The 14,469-nt window shown below is 45.8% G+C and carries 9 protein-coding genes; 8 read left to right on the top strand and 1 reads right to left on the bottom strand.

Translation table 11 applies throughout. The annotated features are described in order from the left end of the window. Window positions 1-73: 73 nt before the first annotated feature. Complete coding sequence (locus AB4558_RS13065; protein ID WP_372074421.1) at window positions 74-2,191, bottom strand: alpha-galactosidase; 2,118 nt, start codon at window positions 2,189-2,191, stop codon at window positions 74-76. An 831-nt stretch (window positions 2,192-3,022) separates the two neighbouring features. On the opposite strand from AB4558_RS13065, the gene AB4558_RS13060 reads away from it, so the two are divergent. The 8 genes from AB4558_RS13060 (at window position 3,023) to rsxD (ending at window position 14,467) form a co-directional block, all read left to right on the top strand. Continuing rightward, window positions 3,023-4,267 (top strand): carbohydrate porin, encoded by a 1,245-nt coding sequence (locus AB4558_RS13060; protein ID WP_102321134.1) that lies wholly within the window; start codon window positions 3,023-3,025, stop codon window positions 4,265-4,267. Between the two features lie 107 nt (window positions 4,268-4,374). Continuing rightward, the gene (locus tag AB4558_RS13055) at window positions 4,375-5,277 is read left to right on the top strand and encodes a MalM family protein (RefSeq protein WP_102321135.1); all 903 of its coding nucleotides are present in this window, start codon (window positions 4,375-4,377) and stop codon (window positions 5,275-5,277) included. Between the two features lie 121 nt (window positions 5,278-5,398). Next, complete coding sequence (locus AB4558_RS13050) at window positions 5,399-8,500, top strand: beta-galactosidase (protein WP_372158854.1); 3,102 nt, start codon at window positions 5,399-5,401, stop codon at window positions 8,498-8,500. A 284-nt stretch (window positions 8,501-8,784) separates the two neighbouring features. Continuing rightward, window positions 8,785-9,789, top strand: a complete 1,005-nt coding sequence (locus AB4558_RS13045; RefSeq protein WP_136973536.1) for a substrate-binding domain-containing protein — start codon at window positions 8,785-8,787, stop codon at window positions 9,787-9,789. A gap of 269 nt (window positions 9,790-10,058) precedes the next feature. Beyond that, complete coding sequence (rsxA, locus tag AB4558_RS13040) at window positions 10,059-10,637, top strand: electron transport complex subunit RsxA (RefSeq protein ID WP_004734039.1); 579 nt, start codon at window positions 10,059-10,061, stop codon at window positions 10,635-10,637. Window positions 10,638-10,639: 2 nt separating this feature from the next. Further along, window positions 10,640-11,233 carry an electron transport complex subunit RsxB gene (gene rsxB / locus AB4558_RS13035; protein WP_004734040.1) on the top strand — a complete coding sequence of 198 codons (594 nt, stop codon included), beginning with the start codon at window positions 10,640-10,642 and terminating at the stop codon, window positions 11,231-11,233. Window positions 11,234-11,240: 7 nt separating this feature from the next. Continuing rightward, window positions 11,241-13,421 (top strand): electron transport complex subunit RsxC, encoded by a 2,181-nt coding sequence (gene rsxC / locus AB4558_RS13030; protein ID WP_372158853.1) that lies wholly within the window; start codon window positions 11,241-11,243, stop codon window positions 13,419-13,421. Continuing rightward, entirely contained in the window at window positions 13,421-14,467 is a 1,047-nt protein-coding gene (rsxD, locus tag AB4558_RS13025; RefSeq protein WP_372158852.1) for an electron transport complex subunit RsxD, read from the top strand. Before rsxC ends, rsxD begins: the two co-directional genes overlap by 1 nt. The last annotated feature ends 2 nt before the right edge of the window (window positions 14,468-14,469 follow it).

The following is a 14,469-nucleotide window of genomic DNA, read 5'->3' as shown; positions in this document are numbered from 1 at the left end:
GCTTATTAAAGGCAATAAAAAACCGCGTAATTTCACCTACGCGGTTCATCAAATATAAAGCCTATGCTAAAACTTACTCGATACGTTCAAACTTAATCAGCATCGCTGTTTCTGCGTCAAGTATTGGCATCGTCAGCCCCACCTCGGCACACCAAGCACCTGATAATTCACAGCAAGACTCTGTCCATGGCGGTTGATAATTCACAATATCATCGTAATTTGACGGTTTATCAATCACAGATACCTTGTATAAACTTTGTGGATCTAGCCCAGGTATACGCAAATGACCACTCAATGAATTGGTTGGCATCGCAAGCTGTGCAATCATCACCACAGCTACTGACACATCTTCGGAGACGACCGCATGGATTTGATGGGCACTATCGTCCGTTGGAACTCGCCAAGTTCTCCCGCTATGCAGTAACGGGCGCAGCATCTTATGTAGCTTGATGTAGTGTTCAAAGCCCTGCTTCTCTTCTTGCACTTCTTTCACAGGATCTAATTCAATCCCCATATGACCAAACAGTGCTGTTAGACCACGAAACTCAATACTATGACGACGACGAGTGCTGTGGCAGTGGCTCGCACCAATATGGCTTCCCATTACCTCAGGGGGGAAGAAGTAACTCATCCCACGCTGAATCGTTTGTCTTTCCAGCGCGTCATTGTTATCAGACGCCCAAAAACGTTGCGTACGCTTAAGAACCTCAAAATCGATACGACCACCACCAGCCGCACACGATTCAATATCAACCATTGGGTGCTTCTCTCGGACTTTATCGACCAACTCATAATAACGAGCGGTTTGTTGATGAGCCGCAGCCCTGCCTAGATGCGCAGGTTGTACAACTTCTCGGTTCATATCCCACTTAATGTAAGCAATGTTGTACTGACTTAAGAAGTGGTCAAGACGCTCAAACAAAAAGTCGAATGCTTGTTGATTCTGAAGATCGATAACATATTGATTACGACCCGTTGGTTGGTCATAGCCGTCAACCGCAAGCAACCAGTCTGGATGGGCTCGGTATAAGTCAGAATCCTTATTGATCATCTCAGGTTCGAACCACAATCCAAACTCCATACCCAACTGATTAACGTGCTCAACTATCGGATCTAAACCATTTGGGTATTTTTCTTCATCTAAGAACCAATCCCCTAGCGCAGCCTTGTCTCCGCAGCGCCCTTTGAACCAGCCATCGTCAATGATAAAACGCTCTACTCCCATATCCGCGGCTTGGCTAGCCATCGACATAATATAATCAGGATCATGGTCAAAATAGATGCCTTCCCAAGTATTAAGATGGATAGGTCGAGGCTTTTGTGCGAAAGACTCCGGCAAGATGGAACAACGCACATGGGAGTGGAACTGATGGCTCATTCCATTTAAGCCTTCCGAACTGAAACTGGCATATAACCAAGGTGTCGTTAAGCTTTCACCTTCATCCAATGTAATCTCACCCGGTAGATAAATAACTTCCGCTTGCACGTAGCGACGACCGTCTGCTTTTACATCCGCGCGCAGTCTGTGGTTACCACTCCAAGCGAAGTGAATCCCCCACACATCACCTGCCATTTCATTAAAGTTAGCGGTACCGACAACCATCGCTGGATAATGTTCATGAGACGTTCTTCCGCGACGATTTTCTTGCTGATAGCCCCCTTGCTGTAAGGGTTGACGCACCGTTTGGAACTCATGTACCCAGCGGCCGTAGTACGTCATCAACTCATTAGCTCTTGCTGGTAATGGCAAAGTATTGGCGAGACGGTTCACCTGATAAAGGCCGGCTTTAACGTTGGTTAAGGTGTGACGAGATTTCACAACATCATGTTTATCGAGGCATAACTCGGTTGTTAAACGTAAGCCTGCACGTATATCTTCACTCTCAATGATTAGGCTAGATGGTGTTTGTTGAACATCCGTAATAGAGAAAACAGGCGCCCAGTCCAATCCGTCTCGGTGCCCTTCTAATGCCGGACTGCTGAAAACACCGCGCCCGAGCTCTGGGCTCAGAGACATAGCAACATCATTATCAAGGCGGCCGTATGGAACCGGTCTTTCAAGAGAAACACGGAAGCTAGCTAAATCACCACGAACGGGAGCTCCCCAATGAAGAATTTCGGCAAAATCGCCAAGTTCTACAATCAGTTGCGAGTGTTGACCGGTAATATCAATTAGGGATTTATTCGTCATTTTTTTAACCTTAACGCGTTTAATTACCCAGTATCATAATTATTAAGCCCAGAGTTTCTGTGATCAAACTCGAAATCATGAAAACGTTTCCAGTAAATATTCAAGACTGATAACTTTGGTAAATAACTCCTAATTCAAAGATTTAGATTGACCACCATTCCATCTCATATTGCCTACCTCTAGGTAGAATTGAACTTTCCACTCTAAATAAAGCAATATAAAACGATAATTAATGGCAATTTAATCTTTTAAATTCAGTATATTAAATCAAAGTTCCCATTAACACATAGGCTAAAATACATTTCCTCTTGAACTGATCACATCACACTCGTATTCTTAGATCTTCGAGTACATCTATGAAGTGTCTCTCTGGGTCCTAACTTTTACATTCCAGCTTGACGGTACAGAACACGATGCTTGTAGCCTTGCTGCTGCATTTGCTTTGATACTTACTTCCTTGTCTCACGAGCCCAGTTATCATTAACTGGGCTGCTTTTCCTCAAAGCCCTCGAACAACCCGACACTCAAAGTACCTCAAACCCGCTTCACCTCAAATTCCAAGACAACCAACAGCATAATCACTCCCTCTAAACCACCACATAGCACTGAGTAAAGAAAACGATTCCACTTTAAAATCACAAAACCTAGCGTAAAAACACCTATACAAGCCCAATAATCAGATCAAAATCACACAAAATAATCACAAACCCATCAATAGCATAAAAATGCCAACTTCATCATGAAAACGTTTCCAGAGTTTATTTACACTCTCGCTCGAGTTAGGACTCAAACATAAAAATATCCATAAATAAAAAATAATGGAGACACTTCATGAAACAAAAAATGCTAGTCAAAGCATTAGGATTCACTCTGTCCCTCGCCCCATTAGTCAGCTTCGCTGCAGTGGAGAACGTAACGTATTTTGGTTATGCAAAATGGGGCAACATCTACACCGATAATGACCAACATAACGACGGCAAAGGAGAACGCAACGACGTTATTCGAGCGGGCCAAGGTTACGGTAACTACCGTTTAGGTAATGAACTAAATTGGTGGGAAGCGGGAGTGAAAGCCGATGTATGGCGTGACAATGACGCCTATTTTGACACCACGATTTATCTAGGCAGTGGAGATAGCTGGGGAGACGTGAGTACGATTCAGCTTTGGTCAGCAGGCCATGGGCTTATCGACGGCCAACCCAACGCAAAAATTTGGGCAGGTGAACGTTTTTACCGTCGCCACGAAGTCCACATGATAGATGTGAAGTACTGGGATACATCCAGCACCGGTCTTGGTATTGAAGATTGGGATCTCGGCTTTGCTGATGCTCACTTAGCTTGGATGGCACCAAACTCTTCAAGTGACGATGGACGCAGCCTTCATAACATCGATGCCCGCTTAAGTGGCATTGAGCTAAGTGAAACAGCAGACCTAACACTCGGCCTAAACTACGTAACCACGCAGAACTCAAGCTACGACGATAAAGACATTACTACTTCTGGCGCAATGCTCTCTGCTCTTTACCGTCAAGCTTGGAACTACGGTTCAAACACCTTGGCCTTCCAATATGGTACCGATGCGTTGGCAGGTGGATTAATGAGTGCTGAAGGTGGATCAAACAGAAAATACAGCACGGGTGTGGAACACGATGGTTCTAGCTGGCGCCTATTTAACCACGGTGACTTGAATATCAGTGAAGATGTTCAAGTGATGTACTCCATCGCTTATCAAGACAAAAACCTAGATAACAACGATGGTGAGAAGTGGTTCAGTGTCGGAGCTCGTCCTCAATATGCTTGGACAGATTACATGTCGACAGCATTAGAGGTGGGTTACGAAACGGTAGAAGCTCAAAACGGCTCGGGCACCAACGATATGTATAAAGTGACCGTGGCTCAAATGTTCCAAGCTGGAAAAGGGGTATGGGCTCGTCCATCTATTCGTATTTTTGCGACGTACTCTGAATCCAACAACGAATGGGATCGTGGTAACGAGACTTATGGAACGGCAACAAGCATCAATGCCGAGACTGTTGACGAGATTACCTTTGGTTTCAACGTAGAGACTTGGTGGTAAACCACCACACCCGAGCGTCTGTTCAATCAACCAATTGACGCTCAACACTGGAATAGCAATTTAACGGGGAAAGCCGATGTTTTCCCCTTTACTAAGGTAGCAATCAGATGAAATTAAAATCATTGGTGATCATTGTCGCGGCACTCACAGTTAGCGCATGCAGCGGAATACCTGAAAAGGAACTTAATACTGATTTCAATGAGAGTGCATGCTGCTCTCAGCTGAGTGCGCTGCCAATGACGCAATTGTCTGTTCCATTCCACCAACAAGTGATTATGGACGGTCATTTACCGACCCTTTCCTCTTCATTGTTAAATGACAATACACAAGCGGATAGCCAACGCTTTCCGACCATCGCGTACCAAATCAGTGACACGACAGAATCGCTGTCCTTACTCATTCGTTCATACATTAAAAATGATGCGCTATTCGCACCGTCTATTTATGTCTTTGACAAACAATGGCGACTGCTTGGTCAATACAGTACTAACGACTTCACTTACTACCCGACAGCGATGCAAGGGTTAGAAAGAATTGAAGCATCAATTGCACTCGAACCTCAACGAGACAACGCGCAATTTATTGTGGTCAGCGCCGATAGCACTAAGTTAGATAGCGCCATCAATCGAATTCATCCTGAAGATCTGTATTCAGAATCTCAGCAGATTATTGGCAATAAGCAACTGCCGTTGACTGCGACGTTGAGCAACGTAGGTGTCATTGATGTTACGGCAAGCAAATCAACAAACAGTGCGGTTTTGACTCTATTGGCTGAGCTTGGTGTTTCATCCGACAATGAACCCGAAACCTTAGGTTCAAAGCAAGTTTCTCAACCATCAAATCAGACAATTGAAACCAATCAAAAGGCGCAATGGCTGAATATCCAAAAAGACATTGACCAAGCCCTAAACAACAATGACATCAAACAAGCTGCATTTATTGCTAATCAAGCGGCCGAACAGGGCATACCCGAAGCAAAAGATTATTTATTAAAACAGCTCGCTGAATAGCTGAATAAGCCAACAGAACAATACGCATAACCAACGATTTGATAACGGTCATCACGGCTTAAAAGACCGATGACTTAATAGAATTATTACCCATATTGAACACTTTAAGAGTAGGAATACCATGAAGGCATTTTCAAACATCATCCAAAGACGCGATTGGGAAAACCCACAGTCTGTGAATATCCACTGCCTTAATGCGCACAGCCCATTATCAAGCTACCGCAACCTTAAGCACGCTCGAGACGGCATTGAGTCACAACGTAAATCTCTTAATGGACAATGGAAGTTCAAATACTTTGATGCACCTGAACAAGTTGACGGTGAATTTATCGAAACAAGTTTCAATGACTCACAATGGGACGAGATTACCGTACCATCGAACTGGCAAATGCAAGGCTACGATAAACCTATCTACGCCAACGTAAAATACCCATTTGAAGTGAACCCACCGTTTGTACCGGCAGAAAACCCAACCGGTTGTTACCGCACTCAAATTACGTTGACTAAAAATGACCTAAAGAACACCCAACGTATTATCTTTGATGGCGTCAATTCCGCTTTTCATCTTTGGTGTAATGGCAATTGGGTTGGTTACAGCCAAGATAGCCGCTTACCTGCCGAGTTCGACTTAACTCAGTATCTAACGGTTGGCGACAATACGCTTTCTGTCATGGTGATACGTTGGTGTGATGGTAGCTATTTAGAAGACCAAGATATGTGGTGGCTAAGCGGTATTTTCCGTGATGTGACCTTACTAGCTAAACCAAAGCAGTGCATTGAAGATGTGTTCGTTACGCCGGACTTAGACGCATGCTATCGCGATGGTTCACTGTCTATTGTCACCAAAATTACGGCACCAGACACTTACCAAGTTCAGGTTCAACTGTTTGACGGTGAAAACGCGGTGACTGAACCGCTTATCGATCGCCCTCATAATCGACGAATTGACGAGCGTGGCACCTACGATGATGTGGTATTCCAAACTCTTCATGTTCGAGATCCGAAGAAATGGAGCGCAGAAGTTCCTAACCTTTACCGAATTGTCGTGTCATTGCTTGATAGGCAAGGTAACCACATAGAAAGTGAAGCTTATCAAGTTGGATTCCGTAAAGTCGAAATGACAGACGGTCAGCTAAAGCTAAACGGCAAACCGCTATTGATTCGCGGCGTCAACCGTCATGAGCATCACCCAGAGTTGGGGCATGTGATGACAGAAGAAGACATGATCCGCGATATCTGTCTAATGAAGCAGTACAACTTCAATGCTGTGCGCACCGCTCACTACCCTAACCACCCACGATGGTACGAGCTGTGTGACGAATACGGTTTATATGTGTGTGATGAAGCGAACATCGAGACCCATGGCATGCAGCCTATGAATCGCTTGTCTGCGGACCCGCAATGGGCACACGCTTATATGAGTCGCTATACGCAAATGGTCATGCGTGATAAGAACCACCCTTCTATCATCATCTGGTCTTTGGGCAACGAGTCAGGGCACGGCAGCAGCCACAATGCGATGTATGCTTGGTCGAAACAGTACGATCCTTCTCGCCCGGTACAGTATGAAGGCGGTGGTTCAAATACCACAGCGACCGATATCATTGCGCCAATGTACGCACGCGTTAACAGCACTATCGAAGACGATGCCGTTCCAAAATGGTCTATCAAGAAATGGGTTTCTCTGCCTAACGAGCAACGCCCGCTTATTCTTTGTGAATACGCACACGCAATGGGTAACAGTTTGGGTAGCTTTAATGATTACTGGGATGCATTCCGAGAATATCCTCGCCTACAAGGCGGTTTCATCTGGGATTGGGTTGACCAAGGACTAAGCCAATGGGATGAAAACGGTGAACACTTCTGGGCCTACGGTGGAGACTTTGGCGATGTCATCAACGACCGTCAGTTCTGCATCAACGGTTTGATCTTCCCAGATCGCAGCGTACACCCGACCTTGGAAGAGGCGAAATACTGCCAGAGAATGATCAATGTGACGTTAGCAGAGCAAACTGAAGATCAATGCCGCCTAACGGTAACCAATGAAAACCTGTTCCGAGCGACTGACAATGAAATCTTACGCTGGCAATTGCTCGAAAATGGCATCGTGATTCAATCAGGGCAACAAGTCTTATCCGTTGCTGAAGATAGTAAACAAGAGCTGGTAATTGACCTCGCTTTCACACCAAAAGCACAAGCCGAATATCATCTCAACACCGATATTACTCTGACTCATTCAACCAAGTGGGCAGAAGAAGGCCATGTTTGTGCGACGGAGCAATTTGCTTTACGTAACCATGCTGGCTTGCAACTCCCGATCACGGCAAATGCTTTGGCTCCCCAGTTACATCAGCAAGACAATAAAGTGGTCGTGTCTAGCCTAGATGAAACACATCAATGGCAATGGGATACAGAGAGTGGATTGTTGACCCACTGGATCGTTGATGGGCAACCGCAAGTTATCAAGGCACCTGTCGATAACTTCTATCGCGCGCCACTTGATAACGACATTGGTATCAGTGAGATAGACAACATCGACCCAAATGCATGGGCTTGTCGCTGGGAACTTGCAGGCATTGGTCAATGGGAGCGTCAGTGTACAAGTTGTGTCGTGCAAGCGCTCGCAGACTCAGTACAAGTGGCGTCAGTATTCGCCTACCAATTTAATGGCCAAATCCAAGCGATTACCAAATGGCAATACACCTTAAATAACCTAGGCGAAATGAATATCGCGGTTGATGTCAACTTAGCCGATCACTTACCACCGATGCCACGCATTGGTCTTGAGATGGAGCTACCTTTACCACTCGAAACAGCCAATGAAACTCCGGTTTCGTGGCAGGGATTAGGTCCTTTTGAAAACTATCCAGACCGTTTGGCTGCTGCTCGATTCGGTTTACACAGTCAGACACTGGATCAGATGCACACGCCGTATATATTCCCAACCGATAGCGGTTTACGTTGCGGAACCAAAAACTTGAATGTTGGAAATATCGGGATCGAAGGCGATTTTTCATTCAGTGTGAGTCAGTACAGCCAGCAACAATTAACGGATGCTAAGCATACCAATGACCTGACTCGTGAAGAGAAAATCTATGTACGCGTAGATAACCAACATATGGGCGTTGGTGGTGATGATTCTTGGAGTCCAAGTGTTCACCAAGAGTTTCAACTCACCGACAATCAATATCGTTATCAGGTTACGCTAACAAGCGCATCGTAAGTAGATTCGGGCCAAGTGGTTTGCTCTAAAGCCACTTGGTTCCCTATTACTTTGGGTTACCTGTGATTACCTTACTTCACGCGACAACAGCTCACACGCCAATGTGACTCAAAAGCCAAGCTCAAATCTAGAGCTTGGCTTTTTATTTTCAAACTAATCAGCCAACCAAAAATAAACCATCAAACCTCGTCATATTTGATGTTTAATATTTGAATTGCCTAACTATCCGTTGTTAAATGTCCAACCACCAGCACACAGCATTATATTCAGAATAAGAGAGCGGAATGGCTACCATTAAAGATGTTGCGAAGGAAGCAGGCGTATCAATCGCGACCACCTCTCGAGTAATCAACAATGCACCTCACACCAGTGAAACCGCAATTGCGGCGGTAAAAGCCGCTATGGAAAAACTCGGCTATCGCCCAAATGCCAACGCCCGTGCATTGGTCAGCAAATCTTCAAACGCGATTGGTGTACTGGTTAATGATGTTTCTGCCCCGTTCTTCGGCTCGATGATCAAAGCCATTGATACCGTGGCAAGTGAGCAAGAAAAGCAGCTACTGATTGGCAGCGGCTACCATGACGCGACCAAAGAGCGTAATGCGATTAACTTGCTGATCAACAGCCGCTGCGAATCACTCGTGGTTCATAGCAAAGGCATTAGCGACGAAGAATTGGTTAAGCTAGCCAATGAAGTGCCCGGCTTAGTTCTCATCAACCGAATTGTTCCCGATATCGAACACCGCTGTATTGCTCTCGACAACCGCCGCGGCTCTTACATCGCGACTGAGTATTTGATTAAAAACGGCCACAAGCACATTGGCTACATCTGCTCGAGTCACGATATTGAAGATGCTCACGACCGCTTAGGTGGCTATTTGGATGCATTGAAAGATCACGGTATTGAATCGAACGATGAGTACATCGAATATGGTGAACCTGACGAGCTAGGCGGTGAGCAAGCCATGGTTAACTTAATGGCAAAAAACACAGATATCACAGCCATTGCAACGTATAACGACTACATGGCAGCAGGCTGTTTGGCGTTATTACAAGAAAATGGCGTTCGTATTCCAGAAGATATATCAGTTATTGGGTTTGATGACGGCCACATTGCTCGCTTCATCTACCCTCGATTGACCACCATTCGTTACCCAATTCAAGTCATGGCTAATCAAGCGGTTAAGCTCTCTCTGCAACTCGCAAGTGACGAGCCAAAAGAACACACGGAACATAAGCTATTTATGCCAATTTTGGTGCGCAGAGCCTCTGTTCGAAACATTAATTGAGAAAGCTCAGGTTCATAAAGACTAAGTCATTTCGTTCCTCGACACTTTTTACAACAAAGAAAATAGGATTGATTCGATGAGTTATCATTGAGTTAATCTTATTTTTCATTCCCCGCAAATACCCACCTATACTTAACCTGATCCATCTTAATCAAACGGTTACCCGTTGATTTTTTCACCAAGTGTCTAAATCCCTAGTGATCCTTGGTTGTTATTAGGTGAGCAAAGCAGGATAATATCGGGATCGGAATCTCAAGAATTAATCCATTATGACCGAATACCTTTTGTTGTTGGTTGGCACAGTGCTGGTCAATAACTTTGTGCTAGTGAAGTTTTTAGGACTATGTCCATTTATGGGAGTCTCCAAGAAACTGGAGACTGCGATTGGCATGGGCCTCGCGACGACTTTCGTTCTAACGTTAGCGTCGGTCTCTGCATACCTAGTAGAAACCTACATCCTTACCCCTCTGGGTATTGAATACCTGCGTACCATGAGTTTCATCTTGGTTATCGCGGTGGTTGTTCAATTTACGGAAATGGTCGTTCACAAAACCAGCCCGACTCTTTATCGCCTGCTGGGTATCTTTCTGCCTCTTATCACCACCAACTGTGCGGTATTAGGTGTGGCACTTCTGAACATCAATGAAAACCACAACTTCATTCAGTCGATCATCTATGGTTTCGGCGCAGCGGTGGGTTTCTCTCTTGTATTGATCTTATTTGCTGCAATGCGTGAACGTATTGCGGTTGCTGATGTTCCAATGCCATTCAAAGGCGCATCGATTGCGATGATCACAGCAGGCCTAATGTCTCTGGCATTCATGGGCTTTACTGGGTTGGTGAAATAAACATGAGTACCATTTTAATTGCGATCATTGCGCTAGCCGTTTTAGCCGCTGTTTTTGGCGCTATTTTGGGCTTTGCTTCTATCCGTTTTAAAGTTGAAGCTGATCCTATCGTCGATCAAATCGACACCATTTTACCGCAAACTCAATGTGGCCAGTGTGGCTACCCTGGCTGTCGCCCATACGCAGAGGCGATCGCTAACGGAGACAAGATCAACAAATGTCCTCCGGGCGGCCAAGCAACCATTGAGAAGCTAGCAGATTTAATGGGCGTAGAAGTTGAAGACTCCGCTCATGACTTAGATAACAAAGTAAAAACCGTTGCCTTCATTCACGAAGATATGTGTATCGGCTGTACCAAGTGTATTCAAGCCTGCCCTGTTGACGCCATTGTTGGTGGCACCAAGGCACTGCACACAGTAATTAAAGATGAATGTACAGGTTGTGATCTATGTGTCGCACCGTGCCCTACTGACTGTATTGAAATGATTCCAGTGGCAACAACGACTGAAAATTGGAAATGGCAGATGAACATCATCCCTGTTACTGATATCACTAACCAAGCGACTGATGCGACTGCGTCAGAGCCTAAAGCATAGGGTTAGTATGATCTCTTTAATTGAACAAATTCGCACGGGCTCTATTTGGAACTTCCCTGGTGGCGTGCACCCTGCTGAAAACAAGAAACAGTCGAATACTACTGATATCGTCCATGCAAGGCTTCCAGAAGAAATCGTTCTTCCTGTGAAACAGCACATCGGTAAGCCGGGGAACCTATTGGTTGCTGCTGGCGACACTGTGTTAAAAGGTCAGCAACTTACGGCCTTAGACACAGGTTTTACTTTGCCAGTACACGCACCAACATCGGGTGTGATTACCGCTATCGAACCGCGAACTACCGCTCACCCTTCAGGCTTGAGCGAAATATGCGTGGTTATTAAACCTGATGGCCTAGACACTTGGATTGAAAAAAATCCAGTTGAAGATTTTTCGACAAAGACTTCTGACGAACTGCTTGATGTGATTCGCCAAGCTGGTATTTCAGGCATGGGCGGCGCAGGTTTCCCTACGGCTAAGAAGCTTCAATCAGGCTTAGGTCGTACCGACATTTTGATCGTCAACGCTGCGGAATGTGAACCTTACATCACCTCTGATGACAAGTTGCTTCAAGAACATGCCGACGAAGTATTAAACGGCATCGAAGTGGTTGAACACATTCTTCAACCAAAGCTGACGGTTATCGGCATTGAAGACAACAAACCAGATGCGATAAAAGCACTTGAGATTGCAGCGAAAGACAAAGATATCGTCATTCGCGTTATCCCAACCAAATACCCTTCTGGTGGTGAGAAGCAACTTATCAAGATCCTCACCAACAAAGAGGTTCCAGCTGGCGGCATTCCTGCAGACATTGGTGTTTTGGTTCAGAACGTCGGCTCTCTTTACTCGATTAAGCGAGCGGTAATTGACGGCGAACCTGTGGTTAACCGCGTTGTGACATTAACCGGTAAAACCTTTAAGCAACCTCGTAACGTTTGGGCGCTATTAGGCACACCAGTACATGAGTTACTTGAAGAGTTTGGCTACAAAGCAGATAAAAAACTGCCGCGTTTAATTTTGGGCGGCCCGATGATGGGCTTTACCTTGCCGCATGCCAATGTGCCAATCACCAAAACGTCGAACTGTATTTTGGCGCCAACGCGTCGTGAGATCTCACCAAGCACTTACGAGATGGAATGTATCCGTTGCAGCGCATGTGCTGAAGCTTGCCCTGCGTCTCTACTTCCTCAACAACTGCAATGGCACGCCAAAGCCAACGAGTTGGATAAGTGTGAAGAGCTAAATATTAAAGACTGTATTGAATGTGGTGCATGTGCATTTGTCTGCCCAAGCGAAATCCCTCTTGTTCAGTACTATCGCCAAGCAAAAGCTGAAATCAAAACTCGAAAAGATGAAGCCGCTGCTGCAGAACGCGCCAAGATTCGTTTTGAAGAGAAGAACGCTCGTATGGAGCGTGATAAAGCCGAACGTGAAAACCGCTTTAAAAAAGCCGCAGATAACCGCCGTAAAGATATGAAAACATCCGGCGGTGATGATGCTATTGCTGCTGCGATTACTCGTGTTAAAGCACAAAAAGCCGCTGCGGATCAGGCTCCGAATGAAGAACCAGCAGTGAAACCTGCGGTTGCTGCCGCTATTGCGAAGGCAAAAGCGAAACAAGCTGCAGCTCAAAAAGCGGAAGGCGCTGAACCAGACAACTCTGAAATGTCTAAACTGCGTGAAGAGCGCAAGCGTCAAGCGAGAGAGCGCAAGGCACAACAAGCAGCAGCCGATACTCCTGCAGAAAGCTCAGGCGATACGAAGAAAGACGCCGTTGCTGCTGCGATTGCTCGCGCTAAAGCGAAGAAAGCACAGCAAGCGGAATCTGCTTCGGATGCTCCTGTTGAAAGCTCTGGCGATGCTAAGAAAGATGCTATCGCTGCAGCCATTGCTCGTGCTAAAGCCAAGAAAGCTCAACAAGCTGAATCTGCTGCTGAAGCTCCTGCTGAAAAATCCGGCGATGCCAAGAAAGATGCTGTTACTGCCGCTATCGCTCGTGCTAAAGCCAAAAAAGCCCAGCAAGCGAAGCAAGCAGAAACATCTGAACCAGTGGTTGAAGTTGAAACCGAGACTCAATCGGAGCAAGTCGACCCTAAGAAAGCTGCTGTTGCTGCAGCTATCGCTCGTGCTAAAGCGAAAAAAGCCCAGCAAGAGCTAGATAAAAAGAACAATGAGGAGAAAGAGTAGTGGCCTTCTTTATCGCCAGCTCACCGCACGCGCATAGCCGTAGAAGCACCCCAGATCTAATGAAATGGGTGGCTATTTGTGCATTGCCAGGTCTACTAGCTCAAACCTACTTCTTTGGATGGGGTACCCTCATCCAGTTAGTATTTGCTATTGCACTTGCTGTTACCTTTGAAGCAGCCGTCATGCTATTGAGAAAACGCCCGCCAGTAATGGCACTGCGTGATTACAGTGCTGTTGTAACCGCTTGGCTACTGAGTGTCGCGATTCCCCCACACTCTCCGTGGTGGATCCTCGTCATTGGTATGTTCTTCGCTATTATTATCGCGAAACACTTATACGGCGGCCTAGGGCAGAACCCATTTAACCCTGCGATGGTCGCTTACGTTGTTTTGCTGATTTCATTCCCAGTTCAAATGACCAGTTGGAATGCTCCCGCGAGCCTGACAGCAGAAGCAACAAGCTTTATTGACTCATTCTTGATGATCTTTACTGGCTTCAATAACGAAGGTTTGTCTCTGCAACAAGCACGCCTTGGCATTGATGGCACCACAATGGCGACGCCGCTTGATGCATTCAAAACGGCATTAACGGCAGGCAATACTGCCTCAGAAGCACTATCTCAACCTCAATTTAGTTGGTTAGCTGGCGTAGGCTGGGAGTGGGTAAACCTTGCTTACCTAATCGGCGGTTTAGTGCTGATTAAGCAACGTGTTATTCAATGGTATATCCCTGTGGCTTTCATCGGCACTCTTACTCTGTTTAGCTTAGTGTTCTTAGTGCTCACTCCTGGTGAAACCGCTTCTCCAACCATTCACCTTCTGTCTGGCGCGACTATGCTTGGTGCATTCTTTATTGCAACCGACCCAGTTTCAGCATCCACGACAGTCAAAGGTCGCTTAGTGTTTGGCGCTCTGATCGGCGGTTTAGTCTTTATCATCCGCAGTTGGGGTGGTTTCCCTGATGGCGTGGCGTTTGCTGTATTGTTAGCCAACATGTGTGTTCCACTGATTGACTACTACACCAAACCTCGCACATACGGTCACTAAGG

The sequence above is a fragment of the Vibrio sp. 10N.222.51.C5 genome, assembly GCF_041474575.1.
GTDB classification, from domain to species: domain Bacteria; phylum Pseudomonadota; class Gammaproteobacteria; order Enterobacterales; family Vibrionaceae; genus Vibrio; species Vibrio crassostreae_C.
Note: the sequence above shows the minus strand (reverse complement) of the source record. Positions and strands in the feature narration are given on the sequence as shown.

Bases quoted from the DNA above. Each gene is read 5' to 3' on its own strand.
- AB4558_RS13065 (WP_372074421.1), bottom strand. From the start codon at position 2,191: ATGACGAATAAATCCCTAATTGATATTACCGGTCAACACTCGCAACTG.
- AB4558_RS13060 (WP_102321134.1), top strand. From the start codon at position 3,023: ATGAAACAAAAAATGCTAGTCAAAGCATTAGGATTCACTCTGTCCCTC.
- AB4558_RS13055 (WP_102321135.1), top strand. From the start codon at position 4,375: ATGAAATTAAAATCATTGGTGATCATTGTCGCGGCACTCACAGTTAGC.
- AB4558_RS13050 (WP_372158854.1), top strand. From the start codon at position 5,399: ATGAAGGCATTTTCAAACATCATCCAAAGACGCGATTGGGAAAACCCA.
- AB4558_RS13045 (WP_136973536.1), top strand. From the start codon at position 8,785: ATGGCTACCATTAAAGATGTTGCGAAGGAAGCAGGCGTATCAATCGCG.
- rsxA (WP_004734039.1), top strand. From the start codon at position 10,059: ATGACCGAATACCTTTTGTTGTTGGTTGGCACAGTGCTGGTCAATAAC.
- rsxB (WP_004734040.1), top strand. From the start codon at position 10,640: ATGAGTACCATTTTAATTGCGATCATTGCGCTAGCCGTTTTAGCCGCT.
- rsxC (WP_372158853.1), top strand. From the start codon at position 11,241: ATGATCTCTTTAATTGAACAAATTCGCACGGGCTCTATTTGGAACTTC.